This window comes from Moraxella tarda, assembly GCF_035181405.1.
Taxonomy (GTDB): domain Bacteria; phylum Pseudomonadota; class Gammaproteobacteria; order Pseudomonadales; family Moraxellaceae; genus Moraxella.
In genome coordinates, this window is the sequence record NZ_JAYGGV010000003.1 from 54,889 (window position 1) to 81,401 (window position 26,513).

Here is a 26,513-nt window from a genome sequence, read left to right on the forward strand (position 1 = left end):
TTGTATTAACTTTTTGGAGTAAGATTGTGTCTCAAATCAGGAATTTGGATATAGAAAATCCCAAAACTGTTTATAGTTTTGTAAAAAATATGGTTGATGTTATTGTCCAAGATTTAGGTAAGGTTCAAGGCAATACAAAAATGGATAAAGAAAGCTATCAAAAATCTGCTGAGATTTTGCAAAAAGTTCAAAGCGAGATTGACGGGTCTGTCATTCAGCTAGAAAATAATGCTGAGTGGGATACATTTTCTATTGCTTTTTTTGGGGAAACCAAAGCAGGTAAATCAACTTTAATTGAAACTCTGCGTATTTTAATGAAAGAGAAAACCAAGCTGGAACAGCAAGAACAATTTAATAATTTAGCCAATCAACTCGGTTTATCTGAAGATAAATATTTAGATGCAAAAGAAGAATTAAATAGCATTCAAGAATTACTTTATAGATTAAATGATAAAAAATCAGAAATCCATGCTACATTTAATGAAAATATTTCAAAAATTCAGCATAAAAAAAACGATATCGAAAAACAATTTCGGCAACAACTCATTAATTTTGGTAGAAAGCCAAAGATTAAACAAAAAAAGCATCACAAACCAAAAAATGACATTGCAGAATGGCAAGAGAGTTTAAGATTTTTTGAAAAGCTTTTTTATATAATGATCGATTTTTTAAGAAAAACTGATGCTGAGAAAGAGTTTATTTTATCAACCTATCGTCTGAATAAGTTGACAAAGAAAGATGAGTCAACCGAAAAAATTAGCGAATTAATGAATCAGGAACTTAGCCATATACAACCAAAAATCAACCAACTGCAACAAGAAAAATCAAATAAACTAAACCAAATTGAAGGTGAAATCTCTAATGCAAACGACGTATCGGCTAAATTAACAAACTGGCTAAATAGCTTTGAATTCCAAACCAAGCAATTAGAGCCTTATGCTGATGGTGGTATTATTGGTGATGGTACGTCCGACTTTACAAAAAATATAACAGCTTATTTATTTAATATTAGCAATCAAAACATTAGCATTTTTGATGTGCCAGGTATCGAAGGCAACGAAAAAATTGTTACTCAAGAAATTAATAAAGCTGTGCAAAAGGCTCATGCCGTGATATATGTTATTAATAAAAATGGTAAACCAAATGAAGGAACTTTAGAAAAAATAAAAAGTTACTTAACCAGTCAAACGGAAGTTTGGGCAATTTATAATAAGTCTATAAGAAATCCTAAGGCCTTAAAAGAGAACCTGATTTCTAACGATAATGAAAAAAATGCCCTTGATGAATTTGAGACTACATTAAAGCAAAGCCTAGGTCAAAACTATAAAGGGTTGCTATCAATAGCAGGGTTACCCGCATTTTTATCACAGGCAAAATGCCTGGTTCCTCTATCACAACATTTTAATTACCAAAAAAAATTTTTGGAAAACACCGATTCTGATGGTTTATATTCAGCATCAAAACTTGATAACTTAGAAAAATTGCTAACTGAAAAAATTATTTATAATGCTCAGGGTAAAATTAAAAAGAGTAATTTTAATAAAGTGAAAGTTGTCTTAGACAAAACAGCAGAACAACTAAAACTTGCGTTAGAGACCTCAAAATTATTTGAACAAGATATCACAAAAAAAGTACGATTAGCCAATAAAAATATTGATAGTCATTTTCAAACAGTTGAAATGCAATTAACGGCTAAGCAAAATACTGAAATTAATAACTTTAGAAATTGTGTCCGTAAAGAGATATATGCATACATCGATTCAGATGTCAGCAATGATAGCTTTAAATCTGAATTTAATGATATTTTAAAATTTCAATCAAATGATTTTGAAGTGGCATTAAAAGACTCGTTTGGGCAAGTTTTTGATGAACTTCGTGAAAATATTGAAAAGACACAAAATGAATTGATGCATAATATACAAAAATTAAGCTCAGATTATCAAAATTTTTTTGATATGAATAATAGCCTTGACTTTGATTTAGATTTTAATATTTCAAATGGCATTAACAAAATGGGACTGATAAGTGTTGCTATTGGTATTGGTATGGCAATATGGTGGAATCCCGTCGGTTGGGTAGCGATTTCAGCAACAGCACTCGGCTTGATTTTTAGTTTTGTTAAATCTGTGTGGGGATTTTTCTCTAGTGATTACAAAAAATCCCAGCAAAAGAAAAATGTTGATAGCAATCTACCAAAAGTCACTAAGCAAATGGAAAAAGGAGTTAGTAAGAATATTCAACAAATAACTCAAAATTTGATACAGGAAAACCAACAAATAAAGCAACAATTTGATAGTATTGTTGCTAATATTAAATCAGTCAATAAAAATTTAGAATCATCAATTCTTTCACTAACCAGACTATCTGCCAAACTAGATATTAACTAATCGGAGTGCTATCATGAATGACACTATTCAACTATATCATCAAAGACAACAAGCTTTGGGTAAATTAACAGAGAAACTAGCGAAGTTTATTCAAAAAGGTCAGCAATTTGGTTTACAACCACCCAACAGTCTTAAAGAAAAAATTAAGGCTTCGGTTGATTTGAAACAAAATGAAAAACTAAAGATTGCCTTGATTGGTGGATTTTCTGAAGGTAAAACATCGATTGCTGCCGCTTGGCTTGGCAAAATTGATAAATCAACAATGAAAATTAGCGCCTCAGAATCATCAAACGAAGTAACGATTTATGAGATTGACGATGATTGTGTACTAATTGACACACCTGGCTTGTACGGCTACAAAGAGCAAAAAAGTTCTGATAATGAAGTTGAAAGATATAAGGACATTACCAAAAAGTATGTCAGTGAAGCACATATTGTGTTATATGTAATGAATTCAAGTAATCCAATTAAAGAAAGCCATAAGGAAGACTTAATTTGGCTATTTAGAGAATTGAATTTATTATCAAGAACTGTGTTCGTGTTAAGTCGTTTTGATGAAGTGGCTGATGTTGAAGATGAGACAGACTATCAAAACAGTTTAAAAATAAAAAGAGATGATGTTACTAAGCGTTTAAACGATTTTTTAAATTTATCTATTGAAGAAAAAAATGCGTTACATATTGTTGCGGTATCCGCTAATCCTTTTGATGAAGGTGTGGAGTATTGGCTTGAGAATCTAGAAGAATTTCGCCAATTATCACATATTGATACTTTGCAACAAGCCACTAAGGATATTGTTGTACAAAACGGTGGGCTCGATAATGTCGTAGTACAGACTCAAAAGTCAATTATTAACGATATTTTATTGCAAGAAGTGCCAAAGATTGAAGAAAAAAATCATGAGTTGGTAAAAATAGGTAATGAGTTAAATGATTTATACGATTTAAAGTATAATGAACTTCAGCTTTTAAGCAAAAAAATTCAGCAAGCACGTGTGAATATTAAAAGTAGCTTAAGAAATTTATTTGATGATATTTTCATACAAGCCGATGGCGTTAGTATAGAAACAGCACAAAATTTTTATAATCTAAATTTTGGCAAAGATGGCTGTTTAGTGCAAAGTGCTATCAATCAAGTTTTGCTGAATGAAACAGCGAGTATTACCAATGAACTGAACGATCAGGTAATTAAATTCAACGCTGATATTGATAATATTGACAGTGCTGTGAATAAAATGGCAAAGCAAGGACTAAACCACCTTGTAAAAAATGTAAAAATAAATAATGCTCACGTTTTGGCAGTCAGAGATGGTATTCGCTCTATGGCTAGTATGGCAGGTCTTGATTTTTCCAAGGCATTAAAATTTAAGCCTTATGGAGCAGTTAAGTTTGCAAAAAACCTAAATGGTGCCATTGCAATTTTAGGCGTTGCAATGGAATTTTATGATTCGTATAAAAAACAAAAAGCAGAAGAAGCATTTCAGCTTGCAATGGAGGCCCTAAGAGATGATTTGCAGTCACAACAAAAAGATTTATTGGCTTTTATTGATAGCAATAAATTTATTCCGATGTTTTTTGATGGATTTTTTGATTTGGATAAGGCGGTGAATAGCTTAAAGCAAGAGCAGGACAATATTGTGAATCAACAAGCCAATTTCAATCAGTGGAAACAAGAAGGTGAGATTATTGAAGGTGAGTTCCGTGAGCTATGAAAATATCTACACCCAATTTACCAATGACAAACCCAACCGTCCCGACAACCTAAACCTACGCCTGCATCGTGCTCTAAGCTGGCTACAAAAAGCAGAAAACAGCCAAGATGATTTGGACATACAGTTCATCAGTCTTTGGGTTAGCTTTAATGCCATTTATGCCAAAGAGCTCGGCACACATAGCTCTGATAGGTATAATTTTGTAGAATTTTTGCGTCATATCTGTCAGTTGGATAAAGATAAAAATATTTATCAGCTCATCTGGCAAAAATTCTCTCAAAGTATTCGTACCATGTTAAACAATCACTATGTATTTCAGCCATTTTGGGATCATCATAATGGCAAAATTAGTCAGACGGCATGGCAGGAAGATTTTACAAAATCCAACAAAAAAGCCTATCAAGCCCTGTCTAACAAAGATACTGATGCAATGATGATTGTGATTTTTGATAGGCTTTACACCCTAAGAAATCAAATCGTTCATGGTGGTGCGACCTATGACAGCAGTATTAATCGCAAACAGCTCCAAGATGCCTGCCAAATTCTAAAGAGCATCATTCCAATCGTCATACAGATCATTCTGGACAATCCACACAGAAATTGGGGCAAACCATTTTACCCTGTGGTTATTGATTAGCTACTTGATAAACCAATCCCCTTTTGGTAATTTTCACCAAAGGGGGTTTATGATTGATATAATCAATTTCTATCAGGCAAATACTTTGTCCGCCGTCGCTTTAAACCGTGCAATTGTTCCATCAACATCGGTCAGCTTATCAAGCCCAAATAGCCCAATGCGAAAACTCTGATAACCTTCAGGCTCACCCACTTGTAGTGGCGTACCTGCAGCAATCTGCAATCCCTGCTCAGCAAATGCCACACCCTTATGCACCGCCTCGTTTGGTGCATGGCACACAACCACACCACTTGCTTGATAGTCTGGGTGAGCAACACTGCTGATGCCTTTATCATTTAGTACCTTTAAAATACCCTGACCCAGCTTGATTTGGGCGGATTTTAGGACATCATAACCAACCGCCCTTGCTTCAAAAAGAGCATCTCTTAGCTGTCTTAGCCCATCAGTAGGCATGGTTGCATGATAGGCATGACCGCCCTTTTCATAGGCCATCATTATATTTAGCCATGCTTTTAAATCCAGAGCAAAACTGCTTGGCACACTTGCCAAAACCATTTCACAAGCCATCTCATTCATCATCACAAGACCAGCGCATGGCGTGCTAGACAGACCCTTTTGGGGCGCGCTAATCAGCACATCAACCCCAAGTGCCTGCATGTCCAGCCACATACAACCTGAGGCAATACAATCAATCACTAAGACACCACCCACTTCATGTATCGCCTTGCCTAATGCCTTGATATAATCATCTGTCAGCATCATGCCAGATGCAGTCTCAACATGTGGAGCAAATACCGCTTGTGGCCTGTGCTTACCAATAAATGCCACCACCTCATCAATATCAGCAGGAGCAAATACCGCTTGTTCGGCCTTGTCATGGCTGGCACAAAACGCCTTGCTTGACTTTGCCACGCCCGTTACCTCCAAAATCTGCGTCCAGCGATAACTAAACCAGCCATTGCGGATAATCACAACATCTTTATCCTTAGCAAAGACCCTCGCCACCGCTTCCATGCCAGAAGTTCCAGAACCAGGCACAATGGCAACCGACTGAGCATTGTATAGTGATTTTAACTCACTTGATAAATCACACATGACAGCTTGAAATGCCTTGGACATATGATTTAAAGCACGGTCCGTATAAACCACAGAGTACTCAAGCAATCCATTTGGGTCAATATCTTTTCTTAAAGCAGGCATCATCTTCTCCTAAAATAATCAAGCCGTCTTGTCAGTCAATTTATCAATCTTATGGACAAAAATCAACCATCAAATCAGGCAAATGCCAAATTTGCACAAAATCTTGATCATTTATTAGATGAATAACCATTCAATAAAAGATTTAAAAAAATCAATCACGATAGGCGTGGTTTAGCGTGTGCGTTATCATATCAAGCACATCAGGTTCGGCGGTTTGAGCGGTATGGCGAATCAGCTTAGATGGAGCGTGCACAAGTGTCTGTGTGAGAGTGCGCGCCAACTCCGTCATCACTTCGGTGGCATCATCACCATCAGCCAATCGAGCTAAGGCGATGTTCAGTAGGCGTTTTTTGTGATTTTCGGCGGTTTGGCGATAGCTGGCGATCTGCGTGCGTGAAGTCCGCACCTGCATTTGATGCTCAATATCAAGCACAAGCTGACTGACCAAAAGCTCCGCCTCTACTGCTGCTTGCTTTCGCTCTTCTAGGTTGCCTGCGATGACATGTTGCAAATCATCAACTGAATACAAATACACATCATCAAACTCACCCACAGATGGCTCAATGTCTCGTGGTACGGCCAAATCCACCATCAACATAGGCCGATGGCGACGGGTCTTTAAGGCGGATTTTACCATCTGATGCGTGATGAGTGCATTCATGCTGCCGCTACAACTGCTCACCACATCTGCCTGAGGCAAATAATCATCAAGTTGATTGAGTGGCACAAGCTCAATCTGCATGGTGCGATTGGCATTTTTTGCCATATTCGCCAATTCCATCGCTAGATTTTCAGCACGCTCACGACTACGATTGGCAATGATAACACGGCCCACGCCAAGTGATGCCACATTGTGTGCCACCAGACGATTCATCTCACCTGCTGCAACCAGCATGAAAGTCAGTTGATTTGGTTCATCAAAAATTTGTGTAACCAACTTGGCGGTAGCAAAACCCAATGTTACCGCCTGTGCCCCCACCTTGGTATCACGGCGAACCGTGCGTGCAGCAGCAAAGATTTGCTGAGTCAGCCAATCAAAACCCTGCCCCATGCCCCCATACTCACGAGACAAAGCAACCGCTTGACGAATTTGCCCCAAAATCTGTGGTTCGCCCAAAATCATTGAATCAAGTCCTGCTGCTACGCGTAGCCAATGATTTAAAGCTCGGTTGTTTTCATAAATGTATAAAAATGGTGCAATCTCATCAAGGCTCAAGCCTTTAAAATCCGCCAGCCAATGGCGTAACTTTTGTACAGCTTCGCTCATCAAATATGCATCATCATCGTCCTCACCAACCGTATTTGCATCACTGGGCAGTTTGGCATAAATTTCGCTACGGTTACAGGTTGAGACAATGACCACACCGTCTGTCAGTGCTTTTAGCTCATCAATCGCACACGGCAAATCCTGCCCAAACGACAACTTCTCACGAAGCTCGACAGGTGCGGTTTTGTGATTGACTCCGATGACGGCTAATTTCATCTCATTACTTTACTTTTGACTTGATTAAATTGATGGCAGACGGCAATTTTTGCCAAAAAACAATAAAATAACAATAAAACCGCTATTATAACAGCTTTTGGGCAATTTGTGATAAGATTGATGGTAATCACTGATAAAAGCATGGATTTGGCGAAATAAAACCAAAACAAACCACCATGCAATAAACATCATTTCCCCTTGCACTTATTAAAAATCCTCTTATAATAGATGAGTCAAAAAGCCCACTCTTTTGTTGCAATGTCAAGCACCAACCAAATAAAGCTCTAAACCACAATGAAATTACAATTCTGGCAGCATCTTTACCCCACCAAAAAAGACAGTCAACCACCGTCTTTGGGTGCCTTATTTGCCAAAACAAAACGCTCAAAAAGCGTGGTTACTGCCATATTTTGTTGTGCCATACTGCTACCAAACATCACACCTGTATATGCAGGCGTATTTGACCCATTATTAAAGATTTTATTGCCACTTTATAAAAAAAATAATCAAAACGATAAAGATGATGATTTGGTAGAAGAAGAGCCAGTTCAGCTCATTGATGATGGTAAAGATGATGACTATGTACCTGCACACCACAGCCTAACTGACTTGCTGGCTGATGATATCTCAACCAAAGAAGATGTGCCAACGCTGGATACGCCAGACTTATATGCACTATTGATGGCAGAGTTTGCTGTTGACCGTGGCAATATTGAGCAGGCTTTGGCGATTTATAAAGCCGAATCATTCAAAGCCAATGCCACTGCAGTTTTTGAGCGAGCACTCAGCCTATCTATTGAATATGAGCAACCACAAGAATCTCTTGTCTTTGCAAATACTTGGCAAGCCAAAAACCCTGATCACATTCCTGCATGGTTTTATATAACACATCTGGCATTAAAGGCATATGATTATAATCAAGCAGCAAGAATGCTTACGATGATTTTAAAATACGACCCCAAAGCAGATTTGACACAGATTTTTGGTAGCATTTTTCCCAACGAGCCCACAGACCAACAAGCACTTTTGCACGCTTTGCGGGAGATTGACAGCAAGAACACTTCGGTGGCAGCACTACGCTCAGGTCTGCTGATGCGACTTGGCGAGTATGAATTATCACTGTTTCATATTAACAATGCTTTAAAAGCTGAGCCGAATAATCTGGCTTTCATCAACCTAAAAATTGACATCTTAAACATCGCAAAACGCAAAGATGAGCTGTGGCAATTTTTGCACGCCAAACGCAAAGCCCTACCCCAAGAAACATCGCTGTACTTGTACGAAATTCGTCATTTCATCAGCCAAGGCAACCTACAAGACGCTTGGCGGTTACTATTGACTGCCAATAAAAACACCCAAAACCCTGATGTTACGCTCTTAGCAGGGCTTGTAGGGCTTGACATCGGCAAACACAAACAAGCCATAGAACTGCTCACACCATTGACCAAAAATCCTGACTTTGCCAGTCAGGCACACTATTATCTAGGCATTGGTTATGAGCGATTGGGTGATGCCCTGCACGCACGACAGCATTATGAAAAAGTTAAAAATGACGATAATGTCCTAGAAGCACGCACCAAAGTTGTAGGTTTTTATTTGCTTGACAACAATGTTGAGGCCGCCATGTCTACACTCGTGCGTCTGCGTGATGAATACGAAATTTATGCCACCGACAGCTACATCTTGCAAGCTGAAATCCGTTTACGCCAAGGCGATACTGAGTCTGCCAAGGACATCTTAACCACAGCAAACCGCCAATACCCCAATGATGACCGCTTACTTTTTGCCAGCTATCAATTGCTTGAAAACGAACTTGGCGATGATGAAAAGCAAGACATCATCGCCAAGTTGGTCAAATTAGACCCACACAATCTGGCCTATCAGCTTTCTTTGGCCAAGCTGAATTTACACGCCAATCCAAACGATGAAAACGCCCTTGCTATCGCCAAAGCCATCAGCCAGACTCGTGCTGACGATCCTTTGTATGACAAAGATTTGCAACTAAACGCACTCATTTTACTGAGTGAAAACGCCCTATTAAACAACGACTATCAAGCCATCATCAGCCACCTACAAGCACCTTATGAAGTGTCGCTTGATTTGAATGCAGGGATTTTGCTATTGCGTGCCTATCAGGGCTTGGGCAATGAGGACATGGTTCAAAAAATATTAGCAGAGTTGCAAGCCAAATACGACTTTAACAACCCAAACGATAATAACCCAAACAATCGGCCCAACACCAATATTACCCAACTTTATTGACAAGATGGGCAAATGATCTGCTCACTAATATTACAGGACATTCAAAAAATATTCATGAACAACACCAAAAAACCCCATCGCTTGTTTGCCCCATTGTGTGTGGGCATTTTATTTGTCAGCACAGTATTTTTGGCAGGTTGTCAAACAATTCTGACCCCTTTGCCCCCATCAATTGACCACAACATCAATGCACCAATAAAGTTTGATATCAGTGGCAAAATTGGCATCGCCAGCACATCAACTGGCAAAACTCAATCAGGTTCAGCATTTTATTCGTGGAAACAAGCAGGCGAGCGATTTGCGATTGGTTTGGTCGGTGCATTAGGGATTGGCACAACAACCATCAGCTTTGATGGACGCACTGCCACTGTTGATAATGAACTGACAGGCCCAATCACCGCCGATACCCCAGAACAGCTACTACAACAAGCGACAGGTTGGCAAGCACCGATCAGCCAATTGCCACATTGGATAGTTGGGCAAAATGCCCCAAGTGACAGCAGTCAGGACACAGATGGGCAAAATAGACTCATCAAAGCCATCAATGGTGATTGGACGGCGTATTTTGAATACAAAGATCAGGATAAAACACCGAGTCGTTTACGCATTACCCATACCGACGGTCATCGCATCATCATGACCATCACTCATCACAAATGACCTTATTTGGTCGGCTCATACATGAATAATTTTGACATGCAAACAATTTGCCTAATTTCTCCTGCCAAGATAAACTTATTTTTACACATCACAGGCAAGCGTGCCGATGGCTATCATGATTTACAAAGTGTATTTCGTGCAATCAATTTTGGCGATGAGCTCAGTTTTATGTTATGTGATGGCAACGAGCTATTACAACTTCATGGTGCCAATCATCTGACGGACACTCTTAACGATAATCTTATTGCTAAAGCCGTCTACACACTTGCCAAACATTATCCAAACCATGCCAAATCTGTACGCATTACCCTTAAAAAACATATCCCCACAGGAGCAGGTCTTGGAGGAGGCTCATCAAATTGTGCAAGCACACTCATCGCCATCAACCTACTCTGGCAGCTTAATCTATCCACCCAACAGCTGATTGGCATCGCTGCCACCTTAGGAGCTGATGTACCATTTTTTATCTTTGCCCATACTCATCGCTCAGACGCCATCGCCACAGGTATCGGCGAGAGACTATCAAGCATTGATTTGCCAAAACGCCATTATCTATTACTCATGCCAAACGCACATCTTGCCACTGCACATTTTTTCAGACACCCAAATCTTAAAAAAAATACTCATCTGATTCATGATTTACAGCAACAATATGCAGCATTTGACGCCAAGCTCACCCCACCATTTCACAACTGCTTTGAACACATTGCCAGCACCGACAGCCCGCCTGTCAAAATCGCACTTAACTACTTAGACGCTCTACCCAGCACCTCAACACCACGCATGACAGGCACAGGCAGTGCAGTATTTTTGCCATTAGCTGATGATGATTTGGTGCACGCCGAGCGATGGCGAGATAGTGCACCGTGCCGTGCAGTCATTTGCAGTAGCCTTTATGGTTCATGATCACCAAACAAAAGAAAAATTTAATCAATAATTTTTTTTAGATTTTTTTAAAAAAATACTTGCATAATATAAATTTTTCGGTATAATTATCCGCCTATATAGGGGCGTCGCCAAGTTGGTAAGGCATCAGGTTTTGATCCTGACATTCGTTGGTTCGAGTCCAGCCGCCTCTGCCATTTTTAAACTTTTTTAAAAGTTTATCTAGGGGTATCGCCAAGTTGGTAAGGCATCAGGTTTTGATCCTGACATTCGTTGGTTCGAGTCCAGCTACCTCTGCCATATTCAAGCCTAGCTTGAAACAAAAGCCAATTCTTCGGAATTGGCTTTTGTTTTATCCAGCCTTGACCTAATTTTCACACCATATAAAAACCAACAGCCTGCATCAGTTACAAGAAAATCAACCAAAGCGATGCAAATTTTGTATAAAAATGTTAAAATAAACACTAAGATTTTTTCTTTTATTTCTTTTAGCCTTTTTATAGGATTATCATATGTCATACATGGCCATCTTCTCAGGTAGTGCAAATCCACAGCTTGCTCAGATTGTCGCTGACCATCTTCATATCCCTCTAAGTAAAGCCGACATTACCCGCTTTTCTGATGGTGAAATTGCCATCGAAATTAAAGAAAATGTGCGTGGTAAAGATGTATTTATCCTACAGCCTACCTGTGCACCAACCAATGATAATCTCATGGAGATTGTGCTATTGGCTGATGCACTTCGTCGTTCAAGTGCAGGTCGTATCACAGCGGTAATTCCTTATTTTGGCTACGCCCGCCAAGACCGACGCCCTCGTTCGGCTCGTGTGCCCATTTCTGCTAAGGTGGTTGCTGATATGCTGTCAATCTCTGGTATTGACCGTGTGATGGTGGTGGATTTGCACGCAGACCAAATTCAAGGCTTTTTTGATGTGCCTGTGGACAATCTGTACGGCACGCCTGTATTGCTCAGCGATTTAAAACAGCAAAACTACGAAAATCTCATGGTTGTATCGCCTGATGTGGGTGGCGTGGTGCGTGCTCGTGCCATGGCAAAACTGCTTGGTGATACCGACCTTGCCATCATTGACAAGCGTCGTGCTCGTGCTAACGAATCACAAGTCATGCACATCATCGGTGATGTCAACGCTCGTGATTGCGTCATCATTGATGATATTGTAGATACCGCAGGCACGCTGTGCAAAGCCGCTCAAGCCCTAAAAGACAATGGTGCACGCCGTGTGGTTGGCTATATCACTCACCCTGTCCTATCAGGCAAGGCGATTGACAACATCAGCAATTCAGCATTGGACGAAATTGTTGTTACAGACACCATTCCGCTATCAGATGCTGCCAAAGCCTGCCCAAAAATCCGCCAAGTAAGCATCGCATCGCTACTGGCAGAAAGCCTACGCCGTATTAACAATGAAGAATCCATCAGTGCACTGTTTGACTATGGTGCATAAGGTTTTTATCAATTTTAAAAACCCATCAAGCCGATGGGTTTTTTATTTATACCTTTTATACTGCACTACTGGTCTTTACTATTAGTCTTTCAATCACCAATGAATAAAAAAACACCGTCAATGCGGTGTTTTTTTTATGGATCGATATCTTTATTTTAAGATTTTTTCCATTTGTTCAAAACGCTCAACAATGTAGGCTTTTGGTGGTGCTGTCATCAAACTTACCACAACAGTTGCAATGGCACTAAACACAAAGCCTGGCATGATAGAATAGATGGCATCATTGGCAGGCTGGCCATTAATTTCAAAACCGCCATATACCCAGATAATCACCGTCAAAGCACCGACAATCATACCAGCCAACGCCCCATGGCGGTTCATGCGTTTCCACATCAAACTAAACAATACCAAAGGGCCAAATGCCGCACCAAAGCCCGCCCAAGCGTGCGATACCAGTTTTAATACTGAACTGTCTTTATCACCTGCAATGATGATGGCAACGATTGACACCACAACGACCGAGATACGACCCACCAAAACTTGTCGTGCCTCCGAAGCCTCTTTATTCAAGAATAACTTATATACATCACGAGTAAGTGAGCTTGACACTACCAAAAGTTGGCTTGAAATGGTACTCATGATCGCCGCCAAAATTGCAGCAAGCAAGAAACCAGAAATCAGTGGGTGAAATAAGATTTGTGAAAATACCAAGAAAATGGTTTCTGGATCATCTAAGGTCATGCCTTGGTTATGAATATATGCCAGACCAGACAGACCCACCATCAACGCACCAATCAAGCTCAAAATCATCCAGCTCATGCCAATGGCACACGCTGTTGGCACATCTTTGTGTGAGCGAAGTGCCATAAAACGTACGATGATGTGTGGCTGACCAAAATAGCCCAAACCCCATGCCGCCAAAGAGATTGCTCCCATGACACTCACACCACTCATGATATTAAGATAGTCAGGATTAACTGATTGTGCTACCGCAAACCCCTCAGAAATACCACCGATTTGGGTAAAAGCCACAAATGGTACAAGTAACATAGCAACCAACATGATGATGCCTTGCACAAAGTCAGTCAATGACACCGCCAAAAATCCACCAAATAATGTATAGGCCACAACCACGCCTGCCGTTACCCATAGGCCAAGCTCATACGACAAACCCAATGAGTTTTCAAACAGCTTACCACCACCAACTAAGCTTGCTGCCGTATAAACCGTGAAGAACAAAATCACCACCAACGCAGAGCCCAAACGCAATGCGTGTGATGAGTCATCAAAACGATTGGCAAAAAAGTCAGGCAATGTGATTGCATTGTCTGCCAATTCGGTATAGATACGCAAACGAGGTGCAACCAATAGATAATTGGCAAATGCACCAACCATTAAACCGCCTGCAATCCAAAAACTGACAATACCAGAGGCGTACATATAGCCTGGCAAGCCAAGCAACAACCAGCCTGACATATCCGACGCACCTGCCGACAATGCAGCCACCGCAGGGCTTAGATTACGACCGCCAAGCATATAGCCTTCAACATCGTTTTGTTGTCTAAAATAAGCATACACCCCAATAGCAATCATCAATAGAAAATAGATTGCCAGAGAAATCCATACGCCAGAAGCCACATTGCTCATGACATTCTCCTTAAAATTTTTTAACCGTTAAAAGCATTTTTTGCAAACTTAAAAGCTTAAGCAAAAATTCAGTCTTGTCGCCTTGTTTTTTTGCTGATATGAGCCATATCATTACAAACATCATTCAAGGCGTGTTATTTTTGTAACAAACTTATCTATTATATAACAAAAACCTCCAAAATAGATAAAGAATATGAGACTTGTTCTCAATAATGGTGGATTTTTTAAATATTTTTACCAAAATTAACCATGAAACAACCATCTTTTCTTGGTAATAAGCTCAAATCAGCACGAAAACCTTTGCCAATGATAAAAATTTTTAGTATAATTGATGGCTAATTTTCCAAGCATAAAGCGAAGTTATCCTTCTTTTTTGCCAACTGCCTTGGAAGATGATTAGGCTGGTCGCAAGCCTAAATCTTTCATTCATTTCCCATTTAAGGAATCATCATGAGTTACACTCTAAATGCCGTAGCACGCGCTACCGAACAGCAGGGCAAAGGTGCGAGCCGCCGCCTGCGTAAAGAAAATCTAATTCCTGCCATCATCTATGGTGGTGAAGGTGAGCCAGTTTCTATTTGCGTAAAAACAAATGAATTAGTTAAAGCCATTTCAGAAGACGCGTTCTTTTCTAGCATCATCAGCATTGAGCTAGATGGTCAAAAGCACGAAGTGGTCATCAAGGCACTACAACGCCATCCGTCAAAGGGTTTTCCGCTACACGCTGACTTCCAACGCATTGTTCGTGGTCAAGAGATGAACTTTAATGTACCTGTACAGTTTGTTAATGAAGAAGCATCAGCTGGCAAAAAAGCTGGTGGCGTACTTACTCAGCTGATGAACGACATTCAAGTAACTTGCCTACCACGCAACCTACCTGAATTCATTGAAGTTGATGTGGCTGCACTAGAAGTGGGCGACAACATTCGCCTAGGCGATGTTGTACTACCAGAAGGCTTGACATTGGTTCTACATGACGACAGCGAACTAGACAACGCCGTTGTTAGCATGCAAGCACCAACTGTAGAAAAAGTTGAAGAAGAGAGCGAAGAAGAAAGCACTGAAGCACAAGCTGTTGAAGCACCTGCTGAAGATGCACAAAGCCAAGAAGAAGAATGATACAACCATCAGGGTAAATCATTCTAATGATTCAAAAGCCAGCAAAATTTTGCTGGCTTTTTTGTTACCAATTTATTTTCATTTTATTAAAAATTAACTATAATAATCGGTAATTTTTTTACTCATAAAGACAAGACATGACCATAAAACTCATCGTTGGACTTGGCAACCCTGGCAACGAATACAAAGACACTCGCCATAATGCAGGATTTTGGTTTATTGATAAAATTGCCGAGCAATTTAACATCAACCTAAGCCATGATAAAAAATACCACGGTCATGTTGGTCGTGGTATGATTTTTGGTCAAGATGTACGCCTATTAAAACCCGATACCTTCATGAATCGCTCTGGGCTTGCTGTCGCTGCCTTGGCAAAATTTTATAACATTTCACCAAATGCAATGCTTATCGCTCATGACGAATTGGATATTGATGCAGGCAGTATCCGCCTAAAAACAGGTGGTGGGCATGGTGGGCATAACGGACTAAGAGATATAGTACCGCACATCGGTGCTGATTTTCATCGCCTACGCATTGGCATTGGCCACCCTGGGCACGCCAGCAAAGTCAGTGGTTGGGTGCTGTCCAAGCCAAGTTGCAATGACTTCATCAGTATTGATAAAGCACTAGATTGTGCCATCGATAATCTAAAGCTTATCATGTCAGGCAATCTTGATAAAGCCCAAAATAACATCAACAGTTTTAAACTTTAACTCACATACAAGCTTGACGCTCCGTGCTATTGTTAGCCATGACACACATCAATCAGGCTGTTGATCACAAATATTTACATACAAAACAGATAGTCAGGCTTTTATTATTTATTTTTTAAAATTGTTGCTTGATTTTCAATATTTGTCATGCTAATCTAAACAAACCAAGAGTTTTGTATCATTTTACTAAATGAGCACTTTTGGTAATATTTGTCTTAAGACCCTTTCTTGCCATGACTGCTTTTTTTAAATTTACAGACACCGCTAGGACTGGTTTACTTGTTAAGGAGAACCGAATTTTTATGCTTAAGATAACCCCCCACACCAAACTTAAATCTACCTCAAAATTTTTATTCATCTCCATTCTGGCAGCTTTGGCAATGCCTGCTCACAGTGTGTGGATCAGCACTCCAAATGTCCGAGATGGTCTACAATTATATGTTGGTGGTAGTGTCAATCCTAGGCTTAGCACCACTTCAGATAAGTTTAACTATACCATGGCAGACCCTGCCATTTATGGTAAAGATGGTACATTAGCAGATGTACTGGCTGACCAAGACCGTAAAGATGCCGATGAGCGTCTCAAAGCAGAAGGTCTTGATGATGCAGGCATTGAGCTGTATGTTACTCAAGCATTGACCAAAAAACTTAAATTAGGCGGCACCACTTATCTGTATTACAACCAAAATTCTAGTACTAACTACGGTGCGCTTTGGGGTGTATCACTCGATTTTGGATCATTTGGAGAATTGGGTCGTGTTACTGTTGGTGATGGCTGGACTCGTTTGCCTGTCAAGCAGACCGATGTTGACAATATTCTCCAAAGCAGAGGTACAAATATCTCAGCTCGCTACACCAAAATACCCAACTTAACACTGGCTGGCTACCATTTATTTAATGCCTCGCCTGATGTCAACAGTCGCTATCAGTTTGGTTTGCATAAAAGTAGCGGTGTCTCAGCGGGATATGAGTTTGATTTTGGGGCAAGAAACAACTTAACGCTGGCGGCAGGCTACACCAAAAGCGAAGGACATAAAGACCCTTATTATGCTGAGGAAATCAGTCAGGGAGAATCTTATCTTGTGGGCATCGGTTTGCAGGACAATAATCTAAAACTTGGCTTAGATTATGGCCAAAGAAACAACAAGTACAATGGCTTTTGGTGGGACAACTTAAATACCAAAGTATATGGTGTTAAAGCAACCTATGAATTTACGCCTCGCCTGAGTGGCACTCTAAGCTACGCTCATAAGACAGACACCAATGGCAAAGCTGTTAGTTTCAAAGATTTGGCCAAACACCAAAATGTAAACGAAGCTCAATTTTTTGAAAAAGTTAAACAAGATCGCTATCTTGCCAAGCTAGAATATCAGCTATATAAAAACATCAGCCTAAATGGTGAGGTGTCAAACACCCAAACCAAGAACTATGTTACAGAGGGTGAATTTAGTAAGCGTGATAGACTTTATACTTCTGTTGGTGCTTCTTTCTCATTTTAATTTTAAAGGACTTTTTATATGAATAATACAGCCACTTTTCGCTTAACCAAACTTGCTTTAACCCTCAGTGTCATTGGTCTTGGCATGAGCAGCCATGCTGTGTATAATTTGTACACCAAAGACGGTCTAAGCCTTGACATCAACGGTCAGATTGATATGCAAGCCACCAACCAAGATGCCAAGCACCATATCCTAAACGATGGTGATGGTGAAGATTGGCACAGCGATGGCGGAGTATCACCTGTAGAGACTCCAAAAGATGCTACAGACAAACAAACCAGATTGGGACAAAATCAAGGGGTTTCTTATGTGGAATTTCGTGCCTCTCAAAAACTGCCTAATGACTGGCGTACCACTGCCAACATTGGTCTAGGATACAGCGACAGTCGCAATATGTATCTATCAAACTCAAGCTTATCAATTGACAAAAAGGGCATTGGTGCAGTCAGCTTGGGTCGTCAATACCTACACACCAATTATGTCAATCGCACAGGCACTGACACACCACTTGACATATTTAGCACCTCAGCACTTCGCTTAGACTACTATGGCCAAAAAGGACTGCACGCCAGTGCTTATTACAGCTTCTCTGGTGTGAATGATGTACGAAAAGATGATAACTCTGGCATCAAATCAGGCTATGGTGCTTCACTAAGCTACCGCTACCCAATCAAAGCAGACCACAGTGTTCGTTTTGGCTTGGGTTATAGCCAAAAAGAGGCAAATCCAGCATACACGCCTATTGTTTTAAACTCAGGTGGCAATCGGGTTGATTTTGGGTGGATTAATAACACCCTAAACCAACACCCCGCCCAAACCCAAAGTGTGGCTGGCTCTGTTGAATACCAAGTAGGCAAATTGCTGGTTGCTGCTGATATTGGTCGCAAAAAAGAGACTTTCTCAAAAGATGAAAAAACGCCACTTGACACCAAAACCAGCGACTACTTGGGTGCAAAAGTTGCTTATGACATCAACCCTATTTTCCAAGTCAGTGCAGGTCATGGCATCAAAAAAGCCAGCACGCAGCTTAAAAAAGGTGCAAAACCTTTAAGTACAGACCTTAGAACCCTTGATCCTAATGATCCCAAGCAATATTATTCTTATGTAGATGGTGATGAAACTCATCTGTTTGACAATGCCGATACCAAAGAAAGCTATGTTCAGCTTGACTACCGTGTGCGTCCTAATGTGCGTCTATACACCCGTTATGATATCGAAGAGACCACATTTAAAGTTGCAAGCAAAGACATCAGCCGTCTTAGCGATAAGAATGTTCGTGCTGGACTTGTCTTCACTTTCTAAGACCCATCACATGACCATCAAGAGCATTTTTACAATGTGATTGATGGTCATATTGAGGGACTGACTTATAGGAATAATTGTAAATGAAACCAACTCAATTAAGCACGCTTTTTCTTGCTTTGGCTGCTTGCCTATCTGCAGGTATGGCCCATGCAGAAGATGACAAAAACCAAGTAAAAAAATTAAACTACCCACACACACCCATTCATCAAGAACAGCTGGATCCATTTTTGTATGGCGAATTTGGCATATCAGCCAATACAGCTTCTACAAGAAATGCCGTACACAGCTCCAATCCTCATGCACCTGATGATGGCATTGACCATTATGCTGCCGCAACTCATGTTGATAAATATCGCTGGTTGGAAGACTACGATAATATTGATGCTCGTATTGCTAAAGAGAGCAGTAAAGATAGAGAACGCAACCTCATTGGCACCATTCAAGAAGACGACAAGCCTCTTACCCAAGCAGTTGTCGAGTACTTGCAAACCGTTCCAACACCAACCTCAAGCCGTGTCAATGACTGGGTTAATGCCCAAAATGCCGTCACTGAAAGCTACATTCAACAGTTACCTGTTTATGAACAGCTCAAAAAAAATGTCGACGCTCTAAAAAATGTCGAACACACCGTTGAGAGAATCTATCGCAAAGACATTGGTGAGATTCGATCGTATCGCCACAGCGATGGTTATTTTCGCATTGAGCGAATTGCTCCTGATGGTACACGGACCGAGCTTGTCAATGAGGCAAACATCTCTGCTGATGGCGAGAAAGCACCTGATGGCAAAGCAACCATTCGTGGCAGTGTCAAAGCCAGCAAAGACGGTTCTTACATTTCTTTTTTTGTAAGACAAGGCAGTGCTGATGTTGACCCTTGGTTCCTGCACATCATCAACACCAAGACAGGTGAACTTGCTACCCCAATCATCGGTCGCATCAATCGCACAAACCCTGCTGCAGAATGGTTCGATGATGATACCATCTACTATGGAGCGGTTGAAGAGCATCGTTCATTGGTCTTTTACCGTGACATTGGCAAGGAAAAGTTCATCGATCCTATCGCCATACCTCTTTCGCATGTTGATGGAGCTAGTATCAATAGCATCTCCTTTGAAGGCAAGGACAAACGCTATATCGTCATGGACACTTGGAACAGTGCTGACTCCGTTTATATTAAAGACCGTCAAACAGATTTAAGCTATCGCCTGCACAGCAAGAAATTCTTTGATGAAGTGTTCAAAAATAATCCATCTTTTAATAATAACATCTTAGCAAAACTGGTTCATTTTGATCCAGAGACACGCGATGCCTATATCATCAGCGGTGAGAATAACCGCAAGGGCGAGATCATCAAAATCAATCTTGACAACCTAAATAAGCGTGAGGTATTTTTAACCACACCGCCTGAATACGACATCATGCGTGAGGCCTACTATCACAAAGAAGGCGATGGCTACTTCTTGGTGAGCTATCTAAAAGATGGGGTGAGTCGCCTGATTCTTATAGACATCAAAACAGGAGAAAGTAAAGATCTGACCCCAGCACAAGGTGCAGGATATATTTCCAAGCTTTCAGGCAATGTCGTTGATGACTCTTCAGATGAGGAAGAAGACGCTGAAGCCAAAAAGCATGACCCAGAAGCCTCAGAAAACTATATCAAATTCCGATTTAGCAATCCAACTTTACCATCAACAGACTACAAGTATAGTATTGCCAAAGGAAAGTTCTTGGATATTCGTCGCTTCGACCTGACGCCTTTTGATGACAGCCAGTTTGAAACCAAGTTGGTATTTTACACCGCCAACGACGGCACAAAAATCCCAATGAACATCAGCTACAAAAAGGGCATCAAATTAGACGGCAAAAACCCAACATTACTATATGGTTATGGTGGTTATGGGGTTATCTATGACCAAGTGTTTGGTTTTCCTGCCAATGCCATCTGGCTAGAAAACGGTGGTGTGTGGGCACACGCCTTCATTCGTGGCGGCGGTGAATACGGTGATGCGTGGCAAAATGCTGCCAAACATGATAAACGCTTGGTAGGCTACGATGACTTCGCCTCTGCTGCTGATTATCTAAATAATGCAGGTTATGCCAACCCTGATCATTTGGGCATCATTGGTGGCTCAAATGGTGGTTTGCTGATTGGTGCAGCGATGGTTCGCCACCCTGGCAAATACCGAGTGGCATTCCCACAAGTTGCTGTACTTGACCAACTTCGTCATGAAAAAGCTGGCATCACCCAATTTTGGATGGAAGAATACGGCACACCTGAGGAAAGTCGCCATGTGTATGATGTTTTGATGAGTTATTCACCTTATCAAAACCTAAAATCAGGCAATTGCTACCCATCTACACTCATTCAGACCTCAAAACGAGACGACCGAGTCGTACCTTCACACTCCTACCGCTTTGCTGCCAAGCTACAAGAGGTTCAAAGTTGTGACAGACCTGCTTTGTTAAGTGCTTCTGAAGATCATGGCCATGGTCCTAACACCTATGCCGAACGCGTAGAGGATGAACTAACAACTGTGGCGTTTGCATTGAATGAAATGGGCATTACCAGTGTGCCAAATCTTGAGCAACGCCCAACTGCTGATGAGATGAAAACTGCTAAATGGCGTGCAGAAGATGCCAAAAAAGAGCAGGAATATTTAAAGCATAGACAATAAGTCAAATAACCTGTACTAAAAAAATAAAAACCGCTCGTGATGGGCGGTTTTTATTTTTTTAAACCAAAATCATCATTGTTAGCACAACTGCCAGAGCATAGCCCCCATCTGATCATCACTAGCAAACCAAACCTCCACCTATCACCCATATCAAAACCGCACAATCAGCACCATAAAAAAACACACCGCTAAAAAAATGAGCAAATCACTCTTTTAAAACATCTTAGCAAATATTGCCCGATAAATTGATAACCCATTAAAAGCAAGGTATAATAATCCAAACATACCAACTAAAAACAAATGCTAAAAAAAGGGGCGAGCCATGAATCCTTATGCCAATCATCAACCTCTACATTTTAGCGATGTACACTTTGATGAGTCCTTAATTAAAAAATACAACCGACAAGGTCCAAGATACACCTCCTACCCCACCGCACTTGAATTCTTGCCCATCGCTGATGGCGTAGAACAACAGATTTTAGCAAAAAAAGATCCCAAAACACCCATTTCACTGTATTTTCACATTCCATTTTGTCGTCATCTATGTTATTACTGTGGCTGTAATAAAATCATTACCAAAAAAAATAGCGATGCTGGCGATTATTTAGATTATCTCATCAAAGAGGTCAAGCACAAAAAATCCTATTTAAATGGCAATCCAATCGTCAAACAGCTACATCTTGGTGGGGGTACACCGACTTTTTTTAGTGATGATGAATTGGTGGCACTTTGGGAGTTTTTACAAGATGAGTTTGAGTTTGCCCCAGATGGTGATTATTCAGTAGAAATAGACCCACGAGAGCTTGGGGAGCATACACTGACCACACTCAGACAGTTGGGATTTAACCGCCTAAGCTTTGGCGTGCAAGATTTGAATGAAAAAGTGCAGATTGCTGTCAATCGTATCCAGCCAGAGTCTTTAATCCGCCAAGTAATGGCAGATGCTCGCAAACTTGGATTTTGCTCAATCAACATTGACTTAATTTACGGCCTGCCACACCAGACAATAAAAAGTATGGCAGATACAGTAGCACGAATCATCGACATCAGCCCTGACCGCCTATCGATTTTTAATTATGCACACCTGCCAGAACGGTTCGCCGCCCAGCGTCGTATCAAAAACGAAGACTTGCCAAGCCCTGCTGATAAATTGGTCATGTTTGGCAATACCATCAATACACTCAACGATGCAGGCTATCAATACATCGGTATCGATCACTTTGCCCGTCCAGATGATGCCATGGCAATCGCTCAACGAGAAGGAAAACTGCATCGCAACTTTCAAGGTTATGCCACCCTTGGTGAATGTGACTTACTTGCCTTTGGCGTATCCTCCATCAGTCAAATTGGCCAAGATATTCTTCAAAATCACACCGACCTGACTGAATATAAACACATGATTGATGATGGCAAATTGCCCGCTGTCAAGCACATCAAATCTAACGCCAAAGACAAACTTCGCCGTTATGTCATCATGAATCTTTTATGCCATGATCGCCTAGATTTTGCCGATATTAACGCAAAATTTAACATTGATGCAAAAAGTTATTTTAATAATGAGCTGATTCAGCTTGCCGACATGGCAGATGATGAATTGGTTGTCATCAATGAATCAGGTGTTGAAATCTTACCAAAGGGAAGGATTTTAGGACGCAGTGTGGCCATGCTGTTTGATGAATATCTCACACAAAAACACACCAACCGATTCTCAAAGGTCATCTAAAAAAAGCGTTCATGATGAATTTCATGAACGCTTTTTTAGCACAATCCATTTTATTTATTCAAACCCTTACGCCTTAATGAGGCAAAAAGACCTTCATGCTCAAATTTTGGCACCTTTAAAGTCATGGTGTTGGACAAAATATCATGCACCGATAAACCACGACGATTGAACCAGCAAAATACATAATTAAACATCAAGCCAAAAAAAGCACTCAGCAGAATCGCCAAACGAGAACCATTGACCATTGCACCTATCAACGCAAATAAAAATGGCACAGCACACGCACCGATAATACGCTTAAAGCTATCACCCCAAGTCAAAAGTTGACCATCTCTTGTAACGGTTTTTAGTCGCCAAGTCTGCATACCGAGCGTTTGTCCAGACTTTCGCCAAAATATGCCATAAAACCCCACCAAAGTCAGTACAAAGGCAGGGGTCATCACGCCGTTTTGATACCAAACTGGCAAAGATTTTGCATCAGCAGCACTGCCTCCCACCTCAAAAAACATCAGCGTACCAACCACTGATAATACAAGCCCCATTAAAAACAACATCGCCAAAATAAGCATGCCATCATACAACATGGTTAATAAACGAACCACAGGGCCTGAGATAACAATTGGCTCATCTTGAACAGTTTTGGTTTTTGGTGATTGAGAAATTTTTTGGTGTTGCTTCATAAACTTGGTCATGATGTATGATGAATTAAAATTTCGTTTTATTTTAGCATGAAACAACAAGAAATTCCCCAAACATTTTAATTAAAGTCTTTGCTACATTTCACCAGATTTTTAGCACAAAAAAAACCACCAAAACTATTTTGTTTTGATGATTTTTTGTTATATGGCGCACCCGGAGAGATTCGAACTCCCGACCCCTTAGTTCGTAGCCAAGTGCTCTATCCAACTGAGCTACGGGTGCATATTATCAAGATTTAACATCAACTGCTTTCATCTTGATGGTGTACTATTATACTAAAATAATTCAGTAAGTCAAGTATTTTTTTAATTTATTTTCAGAGTAACTCAAAAAAATAAATGGCGGTGACGGAGGGATTCGAACCCTCGATACAGTTTCCCGTATGCATCCTTAGCAGGGATGTGGTTTCAGCCACTCACCCACGTCACCGTTTTATTTGACAAAATGCGTGTAAATCACAGCATGTTGTGGGCGGTAATTATAACAAAGTTTTAATATTTTGCAAGCAATTTTTGACAAAAAAGCTAAAATTTTCAAAAAAAGCATATAAACCTATGAAAAAATCCGTAGAATTTGCTATGATATCATCAATCTAGCAAGCTCTATGATAAGGATTTTTATGGCCATACATACCATGCGTCCCACCGTGCTGTGTTTTTCTGGGCTTGATCCATCAGGTGGGGCTGGATTGCAAGCTGACATCGAGTCTATCGGTGCATCAGGTGCACACGCAGCGGTGGCGTGCACAGCCATTACAGTACAAAACTCTCAAGCGGTGCTTGGCTTTGAGCCAGTATCAAACACGCTACTAAAAGCTCAAGCACAGGTCGTACTTGATGATTTGCCCGTCAAAGCCATTAAATCAGGCATGTTAGGCACGGTAGACAATATCGCCATGCTCACCGATTTATTTGTCAGCAACATCATAGATGCAGGCACGCCATTTGTACTAGACCCTGTTTTGGTGGCAAACTCTGGCGGTCATCTTGGCGACAAAGACACGCTAGTCAAAGCATTCGCCCAACTATTACCTCACGCTACGCTCATCACACCAAACACACACGAACTGCGTGCATTAACAGGATTTGACGACCTACACGATTGTGCCAAGGCATTAAATGGTACGGGCGTAAAAGCTGTACTGGTCAAGACTTCACATGATTTTGAAAGTGGTAACATTGAACAATTTTTATATATCAATGAAAAAATTGCTCACACAAGCATCATTGAACGGTTAGATGGCGAATTTCACGGCTCAGGTTGCTCGCTGGCCAGCTACATTGCAGGAAGATTGGCAATAGGGGACGACTTAATTGGTGCGGTCAAAAATGCTGATACATGGGTCATCAACACCCTAAAAAATGCCGACAGACCACACCCAGACAATCCAAAAGCACAACTTATCCCCAATAGATTCATATAATAAAAATAAAAAAGCACAATTGATGATTGTGCTTTTGATGAAATTTAGATGTTAAACCTCTGATTGTGGGCAATAAGCTACTTCTAGCAGATGAATGAATCGCCCCTCTACATCAATGACCGTGACCTGCCAATCATCAATCTGTACCATCTCGCCCTCAAGATGGCCTACCGAACCAAGTGCCTGCATGACCAACCCACCCATCGTATCCACATCTTTGTCATCAAACTGTGAACCAATGGTTTCATTACAGCTACCAATCAGTGTTGATGCTTGAATCAGCCACACACCCTCTTTGGTGGCGTGCGGAACAATATTATTAATATCGCTGTCTTCATCAATATCATCATGCTCATCAACGATATCACCGACAATTTCTTCTAGCAAATCTTCCATTGTCACAATGCCTGATACCGAACCAAACTCATCAAGCACCACCGCCATATGAACTTGTGCCTTTTGCAATAGGCGAAGAAGGGTATCTGAGCGTGCTGATTCGTTGATATACAAAGGCTTTCTGACAATATCTTTTAATATAAACGGCTCATCAATGCCTTTTGCATGCTTGGCAAAAATAGGTATCAAATCCTTAGCAAGCAAAATCCCAATCACTGCATCATTATCATGGCTATCAAATACAGGATAACGGGAGTGCTCTGTATCAAGAAGCAATGCCAAAATGTCAGCGATACTGTCATTGCTATTTACAGCAGCAAGCTGTGGGCGTGGTGTCATGATTTCACGCACTTGGGTTGCTGGCAAATCAAGCACACCTTCAAGCATATCTACTGTATCAGGCTCCAAAAATTGGCGTGAATCCTGCACCAACTTCAACAAATCATCACGAGTTTCAGGGGCAGTGGAGAGCCAACGCTTTAGCCCTCGCCTCCAACTGCCCGATTGACTGTCGTCAGACATTGCAAATCCCTTAGAATTGATAGAAAGTTTCGTTTAATTTAGCGGATTTATCAAGATTATTCAAGCGTTAATTCAAATAATTTTTGTTGATTTCGCAATAA

Annotated in this window: 20 protein-coding genes and 4 tRNA genes; 16 read left to right on the forward strand and 8 right to left on the reverse strand. The window is 40.7% G+C overall.

From position 1 onward, the window contains the following. Window positions 1-26: 26 nt before the first annotated feature. From U9670_RS04700 to U9670_RS04710, 3 genes are read left to right on the forward strand one after another with little or no spacing between them, the layout of a single operon-like run. On the forward strand, window positions 27-2,387 hold the full coding sequence (locus tag U9670_RS04700) for a GTPase (protein WP_323841217.1): 2,361 nt from the start codon (window positions 27-29) through the stop codon (window positions 2,385-2,387). A gap of 13 nt (window positions 2,388-2,400) precedes the next feature. Continuing rightward, complete coding sequence (locus U9670_RS04705) at window positions 2,401-4,098, forward strand: LeoA/HP0731 family dynamin-like GTPase (RefSeq protein ID WP_323841216.1); 1,698 nt, start codon at window positions 2,401-2,403, stop codon at window positions 4,096-4,098. Then, entirely contained in the window at window positions 4,088-4,735 is a 648-nt protein-coding gene (locus U9670_RS04710; protein ID WP_323841215.1) for a HEPN domain-containing protein, read from the forward strand. The genes U9670_RS04705 and U9670_RS04710 overlap by 11 nt, the downstream gene beginning before the upstream one ends. A 72-nt stretch (window positions 4,736-4,807) precedes the next feature. Here the strand turns inward: U9670_RS04710 and U9670_RS04715 are convergent, their stop codons facing one another. Both U9670_RS04715 and hemA read right to left on the reverse strand, forming a co-directional pair. After that, window positions 4,808-5,935, reverse strand: coding sequence for an aminotransferase class V-fold PLP-dependent enzyme (locus tag U9670_RS04715; protein WP_323841214.1), 1,128 nt, complete (start codon window positions 5,933-5,935; stop codon window positions 4,808-4,810). Window positions 5,936-6,086: 151 nt separating this feature from the next. Continuing rightward, window positions 6,087-7,418: a glutamyl-tRNA reductase gene (gene hemA, locus U9670_RS04720; RefSeq protein ID WP_323841213.1), complete on the reverse strand. Its 1,332-nt coding sequence runs from the start codon at window positions 7,416-7,418 to the stop codon at window positions 6,087-6,089. A gap of 294 nt (window positions 7,419-7,712) precedes the next feature. Between hemA and U9670_RS04725 the strand changes: the two genes are divergently transcribed. The 5 genes from U9670_RS04725 (at window position 7,713) to U9670_RS04745 (ending at window position 11,525) form a co-directional block, all read left to right on the forward strand. Next, window positions 7,713-9,680: a tetratricopeptide repeat protein gene (locus U9670_RS04725; protein ID WP_323841212.1), complete on the forward strand. Its 1,968-nt coding sequence runs from the start codon at window positions 7,713-7,715 to the stop codon at window positions 9,678-9,680. Window positions 9,681-9,734: 54 nt separating this feature from the next. Further along, window positions 9,735-10,340 carry a lipoprotein insertase outer membrane protein LolB gene (lolB, locus tag U9670_RS04730; RefSeq protein WP_323841211.1) on the forward strand — a complete coding sequence of 202 codons (606 nt, stop codon included), beginning with the start codon at window positions 9,735-9,737 and terminating at the stop codon, window positions 10,338-10,340. 21 nt (window positions 10,341-10,361) lie between these two features. Next, window positions 10,362-11,246, forward strand: coding sequence for a 4-(cytidine 5'-diphospho)-2-C-methyl-D-erythritol kinase (gene ispE, locus U9670_RS04735; RefSeq protein ID WP_323841210.1), 885 nt, complete (start codon window positions 10,362-10,364; stop codon window positions 11,244-11,246). Window positions 11,247-11,346: 100 nt separating this feature from the next. Beyond that, window positions 11,347-11,422 (forward strand) — tRNA-Gln (locus tag U9670_RS04740). 27 nt (window positions 11,423-11,449) lie between these two features. Continuing rightward, a tRNA-Gln gene (locus U9670_RS04745) sits at window positions 11,450-11,525 on the forward strand. A 9-nt stretch (window positions 11,526-11,534) separates the two neighbouring features. Here U9670_RS04745 and U9670_RS04750 read toward each other — a convergent pair. Beyond that, the gene (locus U9670_RS04750) at window positions 11,535-11,744 is read right to left on the reverse strand and encodes a hypothetical protein (protein WP_323841209.1); all 210 of its coding nucleotides are present in this window, start codon (window positions 11,742-11,744) and stop codon (window positions 11,535-11,537) included. Between U9670_RS04750 and U9670_RS04755 the strand changes: the two genes are divergently transcribed. Then, on the forward strand, window positions 11,738-12,691 hold the full coding sequence (locus U9670_RS04755; RefSeq protein ID WP_323841208.1) for a ribose-phosphate pyrophosphokinase: 954 nt from the start codon (window positions 11,738-11,740) through the stop codon (window positions 12,689-12,691). The two genes, U9670_RS04750 and U9670_RS04755, sit on opposite strands and share 7 nt — an antisense overlap. A 150-nt stretch (window positions 12,692-12,841) precedes the next feature. Here the strand turns inward: U9670_RS04755 and putP are convergent, their stop codons facing one another. Continuing rightward, window positions 12,842-14,338: a sodium/proline symporter PutP gene (gene putP, locus U9670_RS04760; RefSeq protein WP_323841207.1), complete on the reverse strand. Its 1,497-nt coding sequence runs from the start codon at window positions 14,336-14,338 to the stop codon at window positions 12,842-12,844. Window positions 14,339-14,785: 447 nt separating this feature from the next. Between putP and U9670_RS04765 the strand changes: the two genes are divergently transcribed. The 6 genes from U9670_RS04765 to hemN all read left to right on the forward strand — a co-directional run bounded on the left by U9670_RS04765 (window position 14,786) and on the right by hemN (window position 23,372). Further along, the gene (locus U9670_RS04765; RefSeq protein ID WP_323841276.1) at window positions 14,786-15,457 is read left to right on the forward strand and encodes a 50S ribosomal protein L25/general stress protein Ctc; all 672 of its coding nucleotides are present in this window, start codon (window positions 14,786-14,788) and stop codon (window positions 15,455-15,457) included. 137 nt (window positions 15,458-15,594) lie between these two features. Continuing rightward, window positions 15,595-16,170: an aminoacyl-tRNA hydrolase gene (pth, locus tag U9670_RS04770; protein ID WP_323841206.1), complete on the forward strand. Its 576-nt coding sequence runs from the start codon at window positions 15,595-15,597 to the stop codon at window positions 16,168-16,170. 302 nt (window positions 16,171-16,472) lie between these two features. Further along, window positions 16,473-17,669: a hypothetical protein gene (locus U9670_RS04775; RefSeq protein ID WP_323841205.1), complete on the forward strand. Its 1,197-nt coding sequence runs from the start codon at window positions 16,473-16,475 to the stop codon at window positions 17,667-17,669. A gap of 18 nt (window positions 17,670-17,687) precedes the next feature. Further along, the gene (locus U9670_RS04780; protein ID WP_323841204.1) at window positions 17,688-18,971 is read left to right on the forward strand and encodes a porin; all 1,284 of its coding nucleotides are present in this window, start codon (window positions 17,688-17,690) and stop codon (window positions 18,969-18,971) included. An 83-nt stretch (window positions 18,972-19,054) separates the two neighbouring features. After that, window positions 19,055-21,649: a prolyl oligopeptidase family serine peptidase gene (locus tag U9670_RS04785; protein ID WP_323841203.1), complete on the forward strand. Its 2,595-nt coding sequence runs from the start codon at window positions 19,055-19,057 to the stop codon at window positions 21,647-21,649. A gap of 322 nt (window positions 21,650-21,971) precedes the next feature. Continuing rightward, complete coding sequence (gene hemN, locus U9670_RS04790; protein WP_323841202.1) at window positions 21,972-23,372, forward strand: oxygen-independent coproporphyrinogen III oxidase; 1,401 nt, start codon at window positions 21,972-21,974, stop codon at window positions 23,370-23,372. Window positions 23,373-23,422: 50 nt separating this feature from the next. On the opposite strand, the gene U9670_RS04795 is transcribed toward hemN, so the two are convergent. The 3 genes from U9670_RS04795 to U9670_RS04805 form a co-directional block, all read right to left on the reverse strand. Continuing rightward, window positions 23,423-23,974, reverse strand: coding sequence for an RDD family protein (locus U9670_RS04795; RefSeq protein ID WP_416381495.1), 552 nt, complete (start codon window positions 23,972-23,974; stop codon window positions 23,423-23,425). A 242-nt stretch (window positions 23,975-24,216) separates the two neighbouring features. Beyond that, window positions 24,217-24,293, reverse strand: a tRNA-Arg gene (locus U9670_RS04800). A gap of 117 nt (window positions 24,294-24,410) precedes the next feature. Continuing rightward, a tRNA-Ser gene (locus U9670_RS04805) sits at window positions 24,411-24,500 on the reverse strand. Window positions 24,501-24,705: 205 nt separating this feature from the next. On the opposite strand from U9670_RS04805, the gene U9670_RS04810 reads away from it, so the two are divergent. After that, entirely contained in the window at window positions 24,706-25,494 is a 789-nt protein-coding gene (locus U9670_RS04810; protein WP_323841275.1) for a hydroxymethylpyrimidine/phosphomethylpyrimidine kinase, read from the forward strand. 51 nt (window positions 25,495-25,545) lie between these two features. On the opposite strand, the gene U9670_RS04815 is transcribed toward U9670_RS04810, so the two are convergent. After that, the gene (locus U9670_RS04815) at window positions 25,546-26,412 is read right to left on the reverse strand and encodes a CBS domain-containing protein (RefSeq protein WP_323841200.1); all 867 of its coding nucleotides are present in this window, start codon (window positions 26,410-26,412) and stop codon (window positions 25,546-25,548) included. Window positions 26,413-26,513: the final 101 nt, after the last annotated feature.